The organism is Novosphingobium organovorum (genome assembly GCF_022832435.1).
GTDB lineage: Bacteria > Pseudomonadota > Alphaproteobacteria > Sphingomonadales > Sphingomonadaceae > Novosphingobium > Novosphingobium organovorum.
Map to the genome: position 1 here is coordinate 1 of NZ_JALHLF010000028.1, position 17028 is coordinate 17028.

Genomic DNA, 17028 nt, shown 5'->3' on the forward strand with positions numbered 1-17028 from the left:
GCGCCCCTGATCGTCGAAGCCTACGACCGTGTTGTTGTTGATCATCCCGCCCCGCACGGGGACAGGGTCGACGATCTCCGCCGTCGACAGCGTGATGGGCAGGGTGAGTGCGGTGCCGTCTGAACGCTCCCAGTGCACCAGATCGCGGCTGCGCGCGTAGCTCAGGTCATGGTTGGTCTCGGCGGCCGGCGTGTCGCGCCAGACCCAGGCGAGATGGAAATAGCCGTCGGGGCCGCGCGTGGGGCCCATGAAGTAGGCACTGCGCTTGCCCTGGCCATCGACCAGGGGCTGGCTTTGAAGATGCGCCCAGCGCTGCGTTGCGGCATCGTAGCCGTCGTAGATCTCATTGCCATTGCCGCTGATCCCGTCGCGGTACTTGAAGATCAGCTCGCCCGACGCGTTCTTGAGGAACACGGGATAGGTCATATGCTGCTCGACCGCGCGATCGACCAGTACGGGGACCCGGTGAAGCGTGCGCACATCGCCTGGGTCCTGCGTGCGGTAATAGACCAGCGGATCGCCGTGCATGTTGGCGATGACGTGCACCTGTCCCTGGCTGTCGAGCGCCATGGCGATGTAGTTGTGGCTGTCCCACCCTGTCCAGCTGTCGAGTTTGTCGTAGACCCAGTCCTTGCCGCCGCGTGAGCGGGAGGCGACCGTCAGTTGCCGGTTCGCATCGTAATAGGCAATGAAGATGCGGTGCTGGTCCGAGGCCATCGCGAAATCGACCTTGTGGCTCGACCACACCTGATCGACGGCGGAAAGATGATAGGCGGGCACGGGCGCGGCACTGCCGTCCGGCGCGGCGGCGGGCCGGTGGACGGCAGCGCTCACGGAGCCCGTGTCGCAAAGGGCGGGCACGGCGCTACCGGCAAGAGCAGCGCCAGCCAGCGTCAGGGCAAACAGCTTGGTCATGGATCGGTATTCTCTCAGTTGTCGCCACCGGGTCTGGCCGGGCCGGGCGCGGCAAGTGTGTCGAGGTTGGAGGGGGAGAGGCGCAGGGTAAAGCTTACAGCGCCTTTGCCGGTCCGGTATTGCGCCAGAGGCTGGCCACGCTCGCTCCACTGGGTGTCTCCGCCTACGCCCCACTGGGCCCCATCGACGAGCAGCGTGCCATGGTCGTGGGGGCGGATGTCACTGGATTTCCACGTGCCTGGTGTGCGCCGGTAGAGGTCGGAATAGGGAAAGGCGAGGGCATTCATCATGAGCGGCCGCGCCCCTTCGACGTGAAGCCCGTTGCCCGCTCCGGTGATGTCCATCCAGCGCACGTCCACCTTGTTGCCGGTCTCCTGAGGGCGGATATAGTCGTGGTCCTGGTCTGCCAGCGCGCCGCGCCACAGGCCGATGGGGGCCGAAGTCTTGCGATCGACATAGCTTTCGTGCGGGCCGCGCCCGTACCATTCCACCGTGTCGAGCGTTGTGGGTAGGGCGAAGGAAAGGCCCACGCGGAACGGCGCCGGCACGTCAGGCCCCAAGGGGTCGAGCGTGCCCGTGATCGTGACCGAACCATCGCTCGCCATGTGGAAGAGCGTGTGGAAGCGCGCTTTGCCATTGCCCAGATCGTAATCGACACGCGCTTCCTGCGCGCCATCAGGCATGTGCTCGATGCGAAAGCCCGTCACCTTGCGCATTTCGCTCATCGCCTTCCAGGGGGCGAGTTGCCGTTGGGTGCCGATGCCGATGTCGTTGTCGGTGACCGCGCGCCAGAAATTGGGCGATCCGCCCTCGGCGAGCACCGTGCCGCCATGCGCGTAGGCGCGCACGAGCCCGCTGTCGCGATCGAGCGTCAGCGTGCTGCCTGCGGCCATGAGGCTGACGCTGCGCCCCTCTTCACGGACCAAGACGGGCCCCGCTGGCGGCGGGGTCAGCGACGGGGTATCGGAGGCCAGAGCGAACTGTTCCCAGCCCACTACGCTTCCGGGCTCGACGAGCGGTATCGTTCCGGCCTTTGCGCGGGCCTGGATGGTGACGAAGTATTCTGCCCCGTCCTTGTGGGGGAACGCGGCGACGGGCAGTTGCAGGCTGGCGGTCCCGTGCGCGGGAACATCGGGCCGCGCCAGCGCGCCCTTGGCGATGGGGACGCCGTTCTCCTCCAGTTCCCAGTCGAAGGTGTAGCCGGATAGATCCAGAAAATCCTGGCGGTTGTGCACGTTCAGGCGGCCGGCTGCGGGATCGAAATCATCGAATTCGACCGGGCTGTAGACCTTGCGCAGTTCGTACAGCGCGGGGTTGGGGGTGCGGTCGGACTGGAGCAGCCCATCGCCGAACTCGATGTCGCCGCCAGGGTTGGGGCCGTACTCGCTGCCATCGCCCCAGTAGCGCGTACCGTCCTTGGTATGGCGATACATCGATTGGTCCACCCAGTCCCACACGAAGCCACCCTGGAGGCGATCGGGATGGGCGTGGATGGTGTCCCAGTATTCCTTCAGGTCGCCCCCTGAATTGCCCATCATGTGCGCGTATTCGCACTGGATCATGGGCTGCTTGAAAGTCCAGTTCGTGGCGTAGTCGATCATCTTGGCCGCACTGTCGTACATCGGCGCATAAATGTCCGCGTACCAGTTCGGTCGATGCTCGCCATTCGGAATTTCGCCCCAACCCAGATAGCTGACGAGGCGGGAGGGGTCGCGCGTTTTGGCCGCTTTGGCCGCGGCTTCGAAATTGGGGCCGATTCCCGCTTCGTTGCCGAGCGACCAGAAGATCACCGAGGGGTGGTTCTTGTCACGCTCGATCATGTTGGCGACCCGGCTCACGTGGGCGGCCTTCCACGCCGGGTCGAACCCGATCTGGTAGCGCGCGCGTTCGTCGGGATGAACGTCGTTGCCATAGGCCATGTAGGCATGGCTCTCGATGTCGGCCTCGTCCATGATGTAGAGGCCGTAGCGATCGGCAAGCTCATAGATGTAGGGGTCGTTGGGATAGTGCGACGTGCGCAGCGCGTTGACGTTGTTCTGCTTCATCAGGCGCACGTCCTTCTCCATGAGGGCGCGCGAGACGACGTGGAAGGTTTCCGGGTCATGTTCGTGGCGGTTGACGCCGCGGATCGTGATCGGCTTGCCGTTGACGGTGACAAGGCCGTTGCGGATCTCGATGGTGCGAAAACCGACCTTGACCGGGGTGGACTGCATGAGGTGCCCGGCCGCGTCCTCGAGTTCGACGAGCAGCGTATAGAGGTTGGGTGTCTCCGCGCTCCAGGGTTTGACCGCGGGCACTTCGCCGCGAAGCGTCAGCGTGCGTTCGGTGCGCCCGGCGGGGACCGCTGCGGTTTGCGTCAGGATCGATCGGTCGCCGTCGAGCAGGGTGATGCGCGCGCGGCTGGCCGCGCCGGGCGTGACGGCCAGGTCGACGGCCAGTTCCCCGTTGCGGTACGCGGCGTCGAGGTGGGCATGGACGAACGAATCGCGTATCCGCAGTTTCGGTGCCGCCATGACATAGACATCGCGCTCGATGCCCGAAACGCGCCAGAAGTCCTGGTCTTCGAGATAGGAGCCGTCGGACCAGCGAAAGATCTGGATGGCGATCGTGTTGCGGCCCGGGTGAGCGAAGGGTGTGAGGTCGAATTCGGACGGCAGCTTGCTGTCCTGCGAGTAGCCGACTTTCTTGCCGTTGAGCCAGACGTAGTAGGCCGATCCGGCCGCGCCGATGTGCAGGATGATGTCCTGGCCGTTCCAGTCCGAGGGGATGTCGAAGTCGCGGCGGTAGGAGCCGACCGGGTTGGTGCTGTGCCGGATCAGCGGGCGATCGGCTGGAAACGGATAGGTGACGTTGTTGTAGCGCGGCTGGTCGAACCCTTCGGCCTGCCAGTCCGCCGGGACCTTGATCGAGGCCCAGTTCGAGACGTCGAAGCCTGGCTTTTCGAACCCCTCGGGCAGGATGTCGGCATTGGGCGACAGCGCGAATTTCCATGTCCCGTCTAGCGACTGGAAACGTCGTGAACGCGCCATCTCGCCACTCAGCGCGATGGCGCGGCTCTCATAGGGAAAGCCGCTCGCCCTTGCGGGCAGCGTGTTGATCGCGAAGACCTCGGGGTTTTCCCAATCGGGCCGCGAGGGATCGACCTGGACGGGCTCCACCCGGGGGGGCTCTGCCTGCGCCGCGTTCGCCATGGCCAAGGCCAGTGTGCCGATACCGGCCGCCATCAGGCGGTTACGATTGCGCGCCATACTTCATTCCTCTCTGCGTTCCGGGCTCGCATGGCCAGGGCTTGTCTTTGCATTCGTGGGGGGGGGGGGGCTGGCGGGCCAGCGGCCGTGAAAAGGCGTGGGAACCGCAGCCGCGCTCACGAGGGGCGGTCGAGCTTCGCCACGGCCGTCGCGGCCAGGAGAAACGCGCCCACCCCATAGAACTGGGTATCCTGCGCCGATACGCTGTCGGGCTGGTCGCCAACCTGCTGAACCCAGCCCAACCGGCCGTCGGGCTGGATCGCGCGCAGCAGGGCAGCCCAGCCCTTGCGCACGGTGGGTTCGTAGTCGCTGCGCGAAAGCACCCCCGCCTCGATCCCCCACGCCAGGGCATAGGTATAGAACGCCGTGCCGCTGGTTTCGGGAGGCGCGTTTTCCGGGGCGAGAAGCGACGGCGGCCAATAACCGTCGGGGCGTTGCAGGGTCGCGACGCGGGCGGCCATCTCGCGAAACAGGGCTTCCATGCGCCGGCGATCGGGACTGTCTTTTGCCAGGCGTGGGATGATCCGCGCCATGCCGCCCATGACCCAGCCGTTCCCTCGGCTCCAGAACACCTTTCGCCCGTGGGAATCGCGCCGGTCGAAGAAGCGGCTGTCGCGGTAATAGAGATGTTCGGCGGGATCGTACAGGAAGTCGGTCGTCGCCCAGAATTCCTTCAGCGCGAACTGGCGATAACGGGGGTCTCGGGTCTGGTCGGACAGCGCGACGAAGGCGGGTGGGGCCATGAACAGGGCATCGCACCAGCACCAGCGCTTGAGGCATTCGGTGGCGCCATAGCCCTGCGGCGGAATGACGAAAGCCAGTGTCGTGATGGCCGGCTTGGTGACGACGGTGCCGAATGTGGCGCGGGTGGGCGCGAGCGCGGCTGGGCCTGCGCCGTGCGAGGCTGCCCAGACATAGGCTTGGGAGATCGCCTGGTCATCGGCGAAATACGTGGAATCGCCGGGGCGCCAGCGGTTGCGCGCGCCCATGTCGAGGATGGCCTGGCGGATACGCGCAGGCGCACCGGACGCGGCGAGGTCGGTCATCCCGATCCAGAACACGGCCTGCTCCCATCCGCGAGTCAGGCGGGTTCCCTCGCTGGCCTCGCGGATATGCGAGACATCCTCGAGGTGGGCGAGCTGCCAGTCGGCAAGCGCAAGCGCAGCCTTGAGCGGGGGCGGAGCGGCCGGTGCCGCGTTGGCCGGTGCGGACAGGAAAAGCCCAGCGCACAAAACGAGTAGAATTCCCCGGAACATTGCCTCTCCCTGGTGGCGTGATTCGCCAGCCGTTGCGAGCAAAGTTTCGATGTTCGTGGCTCTTGCGTCAATTGTCGGACTTGAAAAATCTTCGCCTATCGCCGGCAAATGCCTATGAGCGAGTGCGAAAGGGACGAAAATCAAGAGATGATTCGCGTCATCGTGCGATGCCATGCGGTACTTGACGCGTGATGGGAGTTACGCACACGATAGATTTGTCATACTAATGAGGGAGAGGGTATGATCATGCGCAATCAAAGACGGGCATCGCGAGCCGGGGTCGTGCTGGCTCTGGTCGTGGTGGGCATAACCGCTGTGGGCGCGGCGCCGGCTCCTCGCCAGGTGGCGGCCGGCCCCTCGGCGCAGGCCGGTGATCAGGACACGCCCCGTGCGGTCGCCCAAGTCGCCGCCTATCGCTACGACGATCTGCTCTGGGAGAACGACCGTACCGCCCATCGCATCTACGCCCGCCCGCTCGAGGCTGCGGAGCCACCGTCGGGTTCGGGGATCGATTCGTGGGGCAAGAATGTCGCCCGGCCCTTCGCGGATCGTCAGCTGCGGACCGGCGATCAGCACAGGACCCATGGCGAAGGGCTCGATTTCTACAACGTGGGCACCAGCCGTGGTGCCGGAGGGCTGGGGATCTGGTACGACAACAAGCTCTGGACCTCGCGCAACTACGTGCGCTCGCGGATTCTGCAGACAGGTGGCCAAGTCGCCGATTTCGAGGTCGACTACGCGCCCTGGCCGGTCGATGTCGCGCGACGGGTCTGGGAGACGCGCCGTTTCACCCTGCCGTTGGGAACTCACTTCACCAGGATGGTCTCGACGCTCCGCTCCGACAGCTCCGCGCCGCTCGTGGTCGGCATCGGCATAGGCAAGCACACCACCGGGGGCGGTCACGGTGAACTGACGATCGATCGCGAAAGGGGAATGATCAGCTGGTGGGGACCGCAGGATGGCGATCATGGCCGGATGGCCATTGCGATCCGCGTCGATCCCAAGCAGCTCGCGCAGATTCGAGAGGATGCCTCTAACTACCTCATCTTGCTCAACGTCACGCCCGGCATGCCCTTCGTCTACTACTCGGCGAGCGCCTGGAGTGAGGGACAGGACCATTTTACCACCCGTTCAGCCTGGGATGCGTACGTCCGGGGCGAACCGCTTGATTTCCATCCCCCGAAGGAGGGCGCATGACCATCGATCGCCGCGCGCTCATGAAGCAGGCCGCTACCGGTGCCGCTGGCGTGGCGCTGGTCTCCCGTCCGGCGATCGCGCAAGGCGGCGCCGAGCCACAAGCGGGAGTGGGGGAGCCGGGTGGCTTGTATCCAGGCGCCCGCGACCGGGCCTATATGCTCGCGCTGTTGGAGAAGATGGCCACACCGGTCCTCTCGCGTATGGCCGAGGGGCAGTTGCAGCGCACATGGACTCCGGAACTGAGCCCGAGTTGGGACGGCCGCAACGCCAAAGTGGCCTATCTCGAGGCGTTTGGCCGCCTCATCGATGGTCTGGCACCCTGGCTGGCTCTGAGCGAGGACGCTTCGCCCGAAGGGCGCCTGCGCGCGCGCATCCGTGACTGGGCCTTGGCAAGCTATGCGCACAGCGTCGACCCGGACAGCCCGGACCGTGTCCTGTGGGAAGGCGAAGGGCAGGCTCTGGTCGATTCCGCCTATTTCACCAGCGCTCTGATTCGCGCGCCCAAGGCCTTGTGGGAGCCGCTCGATGCGCGCACCAAGCAGCGTATCGTCGGTGTGATAAAGGGCTTGCGCCGTGTTGCGCCGCCCTACACCAACTGGCTGCTCTTCGCGGCCATGAACGAGGCCTTTCTTTTGCTGGTCGGCGAAGAGTGGGACCCGGTTCGCCTGGATCTGGCCTTGCGCAAGTTCGGCGAATGGTATGTGGGCGATGGCTGGTACGGCGATGGGGATGCGTTTCATTTCGACATGTACAACAGCTATGTGATCCATCCCATGCTGAGCCAGATCCTGGACGTCCTCGTGCAGACCGGGGCCAGGTTCAACGCGCTCGACGTGCCGGGACGCGCCAGGCTCGAGCGTGAGCGGATGCAGCGCTTTTGCGTCGCGCTCGAGCGCATGATCGGGCCGGACGGGGCGTTCCCGCCCGTCGGGCGCTCGCTGACGTACCGGACCGCCGTGCACCAGCCGCTGGCCTATCTGGCCTGGCGCAAGGAGCTTCCCGAAAAGCTGCCCGAAGGGCAGGTCCGGGCCGCGTGCCTGGCCACACAGCGCCGCATTTTCGAAGACCCGAGCAATTTCAATGCGGATGGTTTTCTGACCATTGGTTTCGCACGCCACCAACCCTCGCTCGGCGATGTCTATTCCAACGCCGGGAGCATGTATATCACGAGCGAAAGCCTGCTTGCCCTGGGACTTGCCTCGCAGGACAGCTTCTGGACTTGCGCGCCCGAGGCCTGGACGATGATGAAGGCCTACCGCGGGAGTGACTTCACGAAGGACCACTATATCGACGTCTAAGCCTTTTTTCCTCAGGCGGACTCACGTGACGGTTCAGGGAATGCGTCAAGACACAAGCCTTGAGCGGTCGATCTGATGCGATTTGATCGAAAACCGTTTGAGGCTCGAATGGGCTCAATCCCCACAGGTCCTAAGCGGCCTGGCCCGAAAGGCACGTAACGGGGCCAATTGGGGTCGGGCCCAATCATTGGGCGGTCAGGGTTGGTCGGTTCGTGCCGAAATCGGGTTATGGCGCGGTCATCCAGGTGGGCCGAATTCGGCGCGGGCCTGAGGATATACCGGACTGGCGCGCGCTCGCGGGGAGGCGCGGTGCCGGCTCATTCGCGGGTGATGTGCGCGGGAAGATCCGGGCGATCCGCCCGTTCGGTCCAGATCACGACTTCGTTGCCCCATGGGTCGCGGAAGGCATCGGTCAGGCCGCCGAAGCAGGTGAAGATGTGATTGCGCCACAAGATCGTGGCTCCGTGCGTCTCGGCTTGCGCCATGATGCGATCGTGGGTGTCGTCGGGGCTCACCTCGACCCAGATCCGGGCACGGCGTCCATCGTTGGCCGGCGCGCGCGGCTCCACACCTTCGGGGTCGGGATGCGGCCGCGCGTTGGCGACGTCGAAAATGCCCATGTGGAGATGCCGGATCTCGCTGTCCTGGCCATCGCTGCCGGTGAAAAAGCCGCCGGGCAGCATGCGGTGGTAGAGGCCCTCCATTTGCCGGTCGTGCTGCCAGCCCAGGACGGCCTCGTAGAAGTCGCCGGTGGCCGATACGTCGGTGCTCGCGAAATCGACATAGGCGAGAAAGTTCGGGCGTTTCATCGTTTGCTCCTGTTGTGGTCGGTCAGGCCCGGTCCCGGCGCTCTGCCGCGTCGAGCGCGGAGCGGTAGCGTTCGAGCAGCCAGCCGTTCATCTGCGGGATCGTGGTTTCCAGCCAGGACAGCACGCCCTTGGGCGTGTAGCGCGATCGATGTCCGCGTTGCAGAGCCTCCTGGGTGACCAGGTCTTCCTGGACGATACCAGCGAGCGCGGCGGCCTGTGCCTGGCTGATTTCATCGAACCGCGGGTGCCGGGTCGCGGCCTCGGGATAGAGCGAGAAGGTCAGCAATTTCATCGTTTCCGCCGAACCGGGGAGCGCCATCGTGACGAGCACCGATGCGGGTTCGCACAGGATGAACAGCATGGGCAGTACGGAGATGAAGAGGATACGTCCCTGCTCCTCGTGGGTCAGGCCTTCGATTTTCGCCAGTTCGTCGGCGCCGTCGGCGGTGAACAGCTCGGCGTCCTTGGCAAAGTCGGTGGTCGTGTAGATCGCCCCGCCCTGCGCTGGACAGTCGTAGAACCTGGACAGGTTCGCGGGCGCCGGGTTGTGCGAATTTCGGTGCACGACATCGGTATGGTAGGGCTCGAGCGAGTTTTCCTGATAGATCTTCCAGTTCGACCCGATTTCGTCGGTCACGAGCGTGGGGGTCGGCACCAGATCCGCGATGCCATAGTTCGCGATCAGTTCATCCATCGTGGAGAGCTGCTCCTCCAGCGCGGGGGCGTCCTCGTCGAAATTCACGAAAATGAGACCGTGGAAGATCGCGTGGCGGATCCGGGGCAGGCGCAGGCGCTGGCGCAGATCCGCGATCGGGGCGGTCCTGGCCATGCCGGGGGCCGCAAACAGACTGCCGTCGAGCTTGTAGCTCCAGGCGTGGTAGGGGCAGATGAGCAGCTTGCCCTTGGAACAGCGTCCCGTGTCGTCGGCCGGATCCAGGCCGTCGCGCAGCGGGTGTCCGCGATGCTGGCAGATGGCCGAGAGAACGTGAATGTCACCATCTTCGTCGCGTGTGACGATCATGGGCTCATCGACGAGCGTTATCGGAAAATACGAGCCGGGCTCGCGGATCTGGTTGACATGGCCAACGCAAAGCCACTGCCGTTCGAACAGGGCCCATCGCTCGAACCGCCAGAAAGCCTCCCCGGTATAGGCTTCGGCCGGAAAGATTTCGGCGGTGGCGTAGGGCTCGCCGACTTTGGAGGACGCGTCGATCACCCGGCGGGCGGCGGCAAGCGCCTGGTCGTCGAGTCGGTGGTCCCCCGCGCCGTGTGGTGGTGTTCCTGTCATGGTTCCAAAGCCTCCCTGCTGGTGGAAGGGAGCTAACGAATCCATCACCCAAGCGTGTAGACGCTACATCGATATACCCGTCATAGTCGGCGGCTATTGCGCGATCCGGGCGTCGATCTGCGCCAGTATCGCCTCGACCAGCAGCTCGCTCGCGCGGTCCTGCAGGTCCGAACGCCAGAACAGGTTGATCGCGAGCCGGGGCATGGCGGCCCGCGCGAGGATCGGCACTATTTCGTCGCCCAGCGTGCTGGCGGCCGGTTCGGGCAGCATTCCGATGCCCACGCCCAGACTGACCAGCCAGGCCGCGTCATGCACCGTGTTGGCAAAGCCCACGATGCGTTCGCCCAGGCCATGCCGTTCGCGAAAGGCCTTGAGCGCGGCCGGTTCGCCGGCGCTGAACGCGATGAACGGCTCGTTGGCAAGGTCGCTAGGGGTGTCGATGGTGCGGCTGGCCAGCGGGTGCGACTTGGCGCAGTAGATCTGGATGTTTTCGTAGGTGAGCACCGCGCGTTGAAGCGCAGGATGCTGCGCATCGTCGAAGCCGACGCCCACGGCCAGCTGCCCCTCCAGCAGGGCCTGCGCGATATCCTCCCACGGGGCCGTTTCCAGCATGAGCTCGACATCGGGGTGGCGTTCGCGAAAATCGAGCAGGCCAGCGTCGAGTGCGGCCGAGGCCACGTGCGAAATGGTCTTCACCAGGACCGAACCGCCAATGGTCCCGGTCAGTTCGCGCACGGCCGAGGGCATGGCTTCGATGCGCGACAGGATTTGCTCGCACTCGCGGCTGAAGGCTTCGCCGACCAGGGTCAACCGAACGCCGCGCGGTGAGCGGATCACCAGCTGGGCGCCGACATGGTCTTCCAGCTTGCGCAGGGCCGCGCTCACGCTTGGCTGGCTGAGGTTGAGGCTTGTCGCGGCCGCTCCGATCCCCCCGTGCCGGGCGATCTGGGTAAAGTACTTGAGCAGGTTCCAGTCGAGGTTTCGGGCGAAGCGGTCGAGAGGGGTCATGGCGCTGCAGCCCGCCGGATCTCATAACTCTTGCCTATGTTACCCATCGATAATCTGCCTCTATGCGCGACGCCGAGCACCCATCACTCTTTCGGTACAGGAAATCGAGGCAGCACGACGATTGCCTCTGCACGGGGATAAGGAATTGACCGAGAGTCTGCCGGCGTTGTTCATACCCCATGGCGGTGGGCCATGCTTTTTCATGGATTGGGGTCCTCACTATCCCGACGATATGTGGGAGTCCATGGCCGTCTTCCTGCGCTCGGTGAGCGCCGGATTAGGGCGTATTCCCAAAGCTGTGCTGGTCGTCTCGGGGCATTGGGAAACGGCCAGGCCGACCGTCCAGTCGGTCGAGCGCAACACGCTGCTGTTCGATTATGCGGGCTTTCCTCGGCACACGTACGAACTCGAGTATCCGGCGGCCGGATCGCCGCAAGTCGCCGAACGGGTGCGCTCGTGTCTCGTTTCGGCGGGTTTCGCGTGCGACATTGAGCGTGAACGCGGGCTCGATCATGGGGTCTTCGTGCCCTTCTTGCTGATCTATCCCGATGCCGACGTGCCCATTTTGCAGCTCTCGCTGCCACGAGGGGCGCAGGCGAGCGAACTCATCGCCCTGGGCCGGGCGCTGGCACCGCTGCGCCGCGAGGACGTGCTGCTCGTTGGAAGCGGGATGACGTACCACAACGTGGCGGGTATTCTCGGGCGCATTCCCAATCAGGCGGAACCGGCCGCCGCCTTCGATGCCTGGCTCGGCAGCGTTCTGACCATGTCCGACCCGGAAGAACGCGAGCGTGCGCTGGCCCAATGGCAAAGCGCGCCCTTTGCCAGCGTGTGTCATCCAACGCCCGAACATTTTCTTCCGTTGCTCGTCATGGCTGGGGCCGGGGAAGGGAGCGCTGGCACGCGAATCTACAACGCGCCGACTCTGGGCAATCTCCAGTCGGCTTTTTCTTTCGCCGATCCGGGCGTGGGAGCGAAGGCTTGGCCCCCGCAGGCGGATCGCATGCGGCCAACACGGCCAGGTGACGGCGATTTTTCCCTGAAAGGAAGCTCGGATGCGTGACGCCAGTCCCCGGTCTTGCGAAAAGGGAAAGCTCATGGCTGTTGAAATGGAAGGAAGATATTGATGCCGTATGGGGCCTGGCCGCAAGCCATCGAACCAGAGGCGATCCACGCCGCGCGCGAGGCGCTGTTCCGGCCCATCGAAGTGGCCGAAGGTTTGCCGGGAGCCTTCTACGGCGAGGCCTTCTTCGAACTCGAACGTCAGACCGTTTTCGCGCGCAGTTGGAGTATCGTGGCGGTCGGGGCGGCCATTCCCGATCCGGGCGACCTTTTGCCGATAGATTTCGTCGGCAATCCGATCCTTCTCGTGCGCGGCAAGGACGGGGAGATCAAGGCCTTCCACAACATCTGCCGGCATCGGGCGATTCAACTGGTTGGCAAACCCTGCAAGGCTGCAAAGCGCTTGCGCTGCCCCTGGCACAGCTGGGCCTACGATCTTGATGGCAACTTGCTGGCGACGCCCGAACTTGGCGGTGAAAGGACGAACCGCGTCGATGCCTTCGAGAAGGCGCAGCTGGGTTTGAAGCCGATCCCGGTGGGGCGCTGGCTGGACTATGTGTTCATCAATCTGGATGGCCTGGCCGATCCGTTCGAGCGTTTTATCGCACCTCTCGAGACCGCTCTGGCGCGTTTCCGGTTCGAGGACCTGCGCCATGCTGGCCGGGTCGACAAATATTACGAGGGTAATTGGAAGCTCGCCACCGAAGGGGGGATCGAGGATTACCATTTACCGTTCGGGCACCCCCAGCTCGGCGCGCAGGACTTCCGCAATTCGACGCCTTTCGTTCATGCCGGGACTTATGCCGGGGGCATCGTCGATATGAGCGGTGGGCCGCAGAGCGGCGAGACACCGGCCGATGCTGGCGCGGGGCGCTTGCCCGACCTTGGCCGGCACGACGGCCTGCCGATGACCGAAATGCTCGTCTTCAACGTTTTTCCGACGGGGACCGTGCTCATTTCGCCCGATCACCTGATGCTGGGCTTGCTGATGCCCGAGGGGGCTTCGCGAACGCGGCTGGAACTGCATCTCTACTACGAAGGCGAGGTCGCCACCGCGCCGCAACTCGAGAGCGCGCGCGCGCAGGTCCGGGACATGTGGCTGAGTGTCGTTCCGCAGGACTTCCCGTTCGTGGAAGGCACCCAGGCGACGCTCCGTGCGCGCGATGCGGCCGGAATTCGCACGCGCTTTTCGCCCTATTGGGAAGTGGCGGTCCATGAATTCCAGAAGATGGTTATCGAAAGTGTAGAAGAAAAAAACAAAAAATAAGAACAGGGAGGGGCATTTCGCGTCTTAGGTAGGGGATGGTCATGCCAATCAATCGATCAATTCGCAGGGAAGATAGGCGCGCAGGCCTTCGGGTGGTCACGGCGTCGCTGCGTGTGGCGCTCGTGTCGGGGGTCGCCCTTTCGGCTTCTGCCGCCTGGGCGCAGCAAGCGGACACGGTGAAACCGGCCAAAGCGGCGGACACCAGATTGAACGCAATTGTCGTCACGGCGCAACGGCGCGAACAGAACCTGCAGGATGTACCGATCACGATCAGTGCCCTGAGCAAGAGCGCGCTGGAACGTTCGGGAGTGGATGCGATCGCGGACCTGGGAACCGTGGTTCCCGGCCTGGTCTTCTCCAACGTCGTGGGTTACGCCCAACCCTATATCCGCGGGGTGGGCACCAACGCAACCGGACCCGGCTTCGAAAACCCGGTCGCGACCTATGTGGACGGCGTCTACTACGCTGCGCAGGCCGGAGGGCTGATGACGCTCGACAATATCGCCTCGATCGAGGTCGACAAGGGGCCGCAGGGCACGTTGTTCGGGCGCAACGCGACCGGGGGCGCGATCCAGATCCGGACCCTGGATCCCGAATATGCGCTGAGCGGCAAGGCCGCGCTGGGCTATGGCAACTATGACACGCTGACGGCGCAGTACTACATCACGGGCGGGGTGACCTCGAACCTGGCCGCCAATCTCGCCGTGGGCTATTCGCATCAGGGCGATGGCTACGCCACGAACCTGGCCAATGGCAAGGACGTGGACCGGACCGAAAACCTGGCCGTGCGTGGCAAGATGCGTTGGCAGCCCGGCGCGGGTACGGACGTCCTGGTGGTCGCCGACTACGAAAAGACCAACGCCATTCCCACGCTCGCACCGGCCCCCGGGACGATACCGGAATTCGATCCTCCCGTGGCGAGCAATCCGCGCAATGTCTATGGCGACCCCCAGCCCTATTTGCACACCTCGCAATGGGGCCTCGCCGCCACCGTCACGCAGGACCTGGGGGCGATTACGCTGAAAAGCATCAGCGCCTTTCGCAAGACGGCCTATGACTCGCTGTTCGACAGCACCCTGACCGCCGAACCGGGCACGACTTTCTACCTGACGGGCAAGGAGCCCCACCGGCAGTTCTCCGAGGAACTGCAGTTCGCCTCGACCCGGGGATCGCCGCTCGACTGGGTGGTGGGCGCCTATTATTTCTGGGAACGGGCAGGGTATATGGAACCCACCACGATCGCCGGGGATTCCTTCGCGCTTTATGGCCTGCCTTCGGGTATCGTGCAGTCGCCCGACCGGCGCACGCTTTCCGGCGCCCTGTTCGGACAGGGGACCTACGAGACGGGTTCGGGGCTGTCGTTGACCGCGGGGCTGCGCTATTCAATCGAGCGACGCAAGATGCACTTCGTCGAAACCCTGCCGGATTACGGGATCGACGATGTCGACGTGCGGGCGAGCAAGACCTTCCGCAACTTGTCGTGGCGCCTGGCCGTGTCTCAGCGCCTCTCGCCCTCGATCCTGGCCTTCGCTTCCTACAATCGCGGGTACAAGAGCGGCACGTTCAACAACGCCGATCCCAGCCTCTATCCGCTCCTGATCAAACCCGAACGGCTTGATGCCTTTGAAATCGGAGAAAAAGGTGTGTTTTTCGACGAGGCCGTGCGGGTCAACCTGAGCGGATTCTTGTACAAGTACACGAACATGCAGACCACGACCTATCCCGATGGCAGTCTCGTGATCATCAACGGCGGGAAAGCGACGCTGTTTGGATTGGATGCGGACATGGAATGGGCGGTGACCGGTGATGTCCACCTGACCAGCGGGCTCGAAGCGTTGCACAGCCGCTACGACAGTTTCCCCGATGCGCCAATCTCGGTTCCCGTCGGCCTGCCGGATGGCGGTACGACCTATACGACGCAAGCGGATGGGGCGAAAGGCAACCAGCTGGCAAAAGCGCCCGAACTGACCGCTTACGCGGCGCTCACATACGCGCACGCGTTCGAGGCGTTCAAGGTCGAAGCCAATGCGACCTACAGCTACAACGACGGTTGGTACGCCGAAGCAGACAACCCGCTTCGGCAAGGCGCGTACAGTCTCATCAACGCTTCGTTCAAGCTCGCCCAGATCGACGATGCGCTGAGCGTCAAGTTCTGGGGCAGGAATCTGCTGAACAAGAACTACGCCGCGACCTTGGCGTCGCAGACCAACGGCGACTACATCCAGTACGCCGCGCCGCGCACCTACGGGGTTACGCTGGGTAGCGCGTTCTGATGGGGGAGGTTCGCAGCAGCGTTCGGGTGGAGAGCTCCGCAGCGAGGCTTTCGGAGGGGCTCCCGCAGGGGCTCGCAGCGGGGGCGCGTGGCTCGGCGGCGGGGCTGGTCTTTGCCGGTCTGATCGGCAACATGCTCAGTGTCACGCCCAGCGTGATCGCCACCTTCGGCCTGTTCCTGGTGCCGATCGCGACCGAGTTCGGCTGGCCGCGATCGCTGGTGAGCGGGGCGCTGGCCGTTGCCTTGCTGGGCAATGCCTTCGGGTCGGCGCCGGCCGGACGGCTTGCCGACCGGTACGGGTCGAGGCGGGTGATCCTCGTGGGCAATACCCTGCTTGCGGCCTCGATCGCGGGGCTGGCGCTCGTGTTTCCCAATCCCGTGCTGTTCTATCTGCAATTCGCGGTTGTCGGCGTGATCGGGGCGCTGGCGAGCAACATGGTGATCGCCAAGCTTCTTGCGGACTCGTTCGACGATCGACGCGGCCTTCTCATCGGCGTTGCTGGCGGTATCGGCAACGGCCTGGGCTCGGCGCTCTTGCCGATCCTGGCGGCTCTGCTTCTTGGCGCGTACACTTGGCGCGTGGCCTATGGCGGGCTGGCGCTCGTAACATTTCTGGTCGGGTTTCCGATCCTATATGCTTTCATCAAGACGCCGCCGCTGGAACGGGCCGAGCAGGAAGGCGCCACGGCGGAAGGTCCCGGATTGCGCGAGGCGCTGCGCAGTCCGATCTTCTGGCTTCTGGCGACATCTCTGCCGATCGGCGGTGGCTGCTTGCAGGCCCTGTTTGCGACGATCGAGCCTTCTCTCGTCGATCGCGGCCTGTCGCTGGATGCCGCGACTTCCGTCCTATCCGTGTTTGCGCTGACCTGCGCGATCTGGGAGCCGACGGTCGGCCTGCTGCTCGATCGTACATGGCGACCACGTCTGCTTGCGCCATGCTACGCATCGGGTGTGACCGGTTTGCTGTTGCTCGTTTTCGCCAAGGCATTCTGGGCGCTGATGCTGAGCGGTGTCTTGCTGGGACTTGGGCTGGGCGCCGAATTCAGTGCCCTTGCGTTTCTTCTGTCGCGCTATTTCGGGCGTCACGCTCTTGGTGCGATATCGGGAGTAATGTTCGCATTGGCCCTGTTGGTGTCTGCCTTGGCGACGGTGGCGCTCAACATCTGTTTCGATGCAACGGGAAGCTATTTCACAGGCCTCCTCCTGATCGTTCCCTTGCTTGCTTGGAACAGTGTCGCCATGCTTGTCCTCCCATCGTACACGTTCTTGCCCGAATCCGATGGATAGTTGTTGTTCGGGCTTTCGAAGTCTCCCGGATGGAGTTGCAATCCACTAGCATTCATTTGATTCTAGTGGATTTTATGATTTTGATATTTTGCAGACTCATCCCAGGCATCCAGGGGATGCA

Annotated in this window: 12 protein-coding genes; 6 read left to right on the forward strand and 6 right to left on the reverse strand. The window is 64.2% G+C overall.

What is annotated here, in order from left to right; genetic code table 11:
- The 3 genes from MTR62_RS09235 to MTR62_RS09245 all read right to left on the reverse strand — a co-directional run.
- On the reverse strand, positions 1 to 915 hold a 915-nt coding region (locus tag MTR62_RS09235; RefSeq protein WP_244019568.1), incomplete at its 3' end, for a BNR repeat-containing protein.
- 14 nt (positions 916 to 929) lie between these two features.
- Positions 930 to 4163: a glycoside hydrolase family 2 TIM barrel-domain containing protein gene (locus MTR62_RS09240; RefSeq protein ID WP_244019570.1), complete on the reverse strand. Its 3234-nt coding sequence runs from the start codon at positions 4161 to 4163 to the stop codon at positions 930 to 932.
- A gap of 116 nt (positions 4164 to 4279) precedes the next feature.
- Positions 4280 to 5395, reverse strand: a complete 1116-nt coding sequence (locus MTR62_RS09245; protein WP_244019572.1) for a glycoside hydrolase family 88/105 protein — start codon at positions 5393 to 5395, stop codon at positions 4280 to 4282.
- Between the two features lie 264 nt (positions 5396 to 5659).
- Between MTR62_RS09245 and MTR62_RS09250 the strand changes: the two genes are divergently transcribed.
- On the forward strand, positions 5660 to 6616 hold the full coding sequence (locus MTR62_RS09250) for a DUF4861 family protein (protein WP_244019574.1): 957 nt from the start codon (positions 5660 to 5662) through the stop codon (positions 6614 to 6616).
- Complete coding sequence (locus MTR62_RS09255; RefSeq protein WP_244019576.1) at positions 6613 to 7914, forward strand: DUF2264 domain-containing protein; 1302 nt, start codon at positions 6613 to 6615, stop codon at positions 7912 to 7914. The genes MTR62_RS09250 and MTR62_RS09255 overlap by 4 nt, the downstream gene beginning before the upstream one ends.
- A 317-nt stretch (positions 7915 to 8231) precedes the next feature.
- Here MTR62_RS09255 and MTR62_RS09260 read toward each other — a convergent pair whose 3' ends face one another.
- From MTR62_RS09260 to MTR62_RS09270, 3 genes are all read right to left on the reverse strand, one after another.
- The gene (locus MTR62_RS09260) at positions 8232 to 8723 is read right to left on the reverse strand and encodes a VOC family protein (protein ID WP_244019578.1); all 492 of its coding nucleotides are present in this window, start codon (positions 8721 to 8723) and stop codon (positions 8232 to 8234) included.
- 22 nt (positions 8724 to 8745) lie between these two features.
- Complete coding sequence (locus MTR62_RS09265; protein ID WP_244019580.1) at positions 8746 to 10011, reverse strand: aromatic ring-hydroxylating oxygenase subunit alpha; 1266 nt, start codon at positions 10009 to 10011, stop codon at positions 8746 to 8748.
- A gap of 93 nt (positions 10012 to 10104) precedes the next feature.
- A complete protein-coding gene (locus MTR62_RS09270; RefSeq protein WP_244019582.1) occupies positions 10105 to 11019 on the reverse strand; it encodes a LysR family transcriptional regulator in 915 nt (304 codons plus the stop codon).
- Positions 11020 to 11164: 145 nt separating this feature from the next.
- On the opposite strand from MTR62_RS09270, the gene MTR62_RS09275 reads away from it, so the two are divergent.
- From MTR62_RS09275 to MTR62_RS09290, 4 genes are all read left to right on the forward strand, one after another.
- Positions 11165 to 12082: a DODA-type extradiol aromatic ring-opening family dioxygenase gene (locus MTR62_RS09275; protein ID WP_244019584.1), complete on the forward strand. Its 918-nt coding sequence runs from the start codon at positions 11165 to 11167 to the stop codon at positions 12080 to 12082.
- Between the two features lie 63 nt (positions 12083 to 12145).
- Positions 12146 to 13348, forward strand: a complete 1203-nt coding sequence (locus MTR62_RS09280; protein WP_244019586.1) for an aromatic ring-hydroxylating oxygenase subunit alpha — start codon at positions 12146 to 12148, stop codon at positions 13346 to 13348.
- Positions 13349 to 13389: 41 nt separating this feature from the next.
- Entirely contained in the window at positions 13390 to 15621 is a 2232-nt protein-coding gene (locus MTR62_RS09285) for a TonB-dependent receptor (RefSeq protein ID WP_244019593.1), read from the forward strand.
- Entirely contained in the window at positions 15621 to 16907 is a 1287-nt protein-coding gene (locus MTR62_RS09290) for an MFS transporter (protein ID WP_244019596.1), read from the forward strand. Before MTR62_RS09285 ends, MTR62_RS09290 begins: the two co-directional genes overlap by 1 nt.
- Positions 16908 to 17028 lie beyond the last annotated feature (121 nt).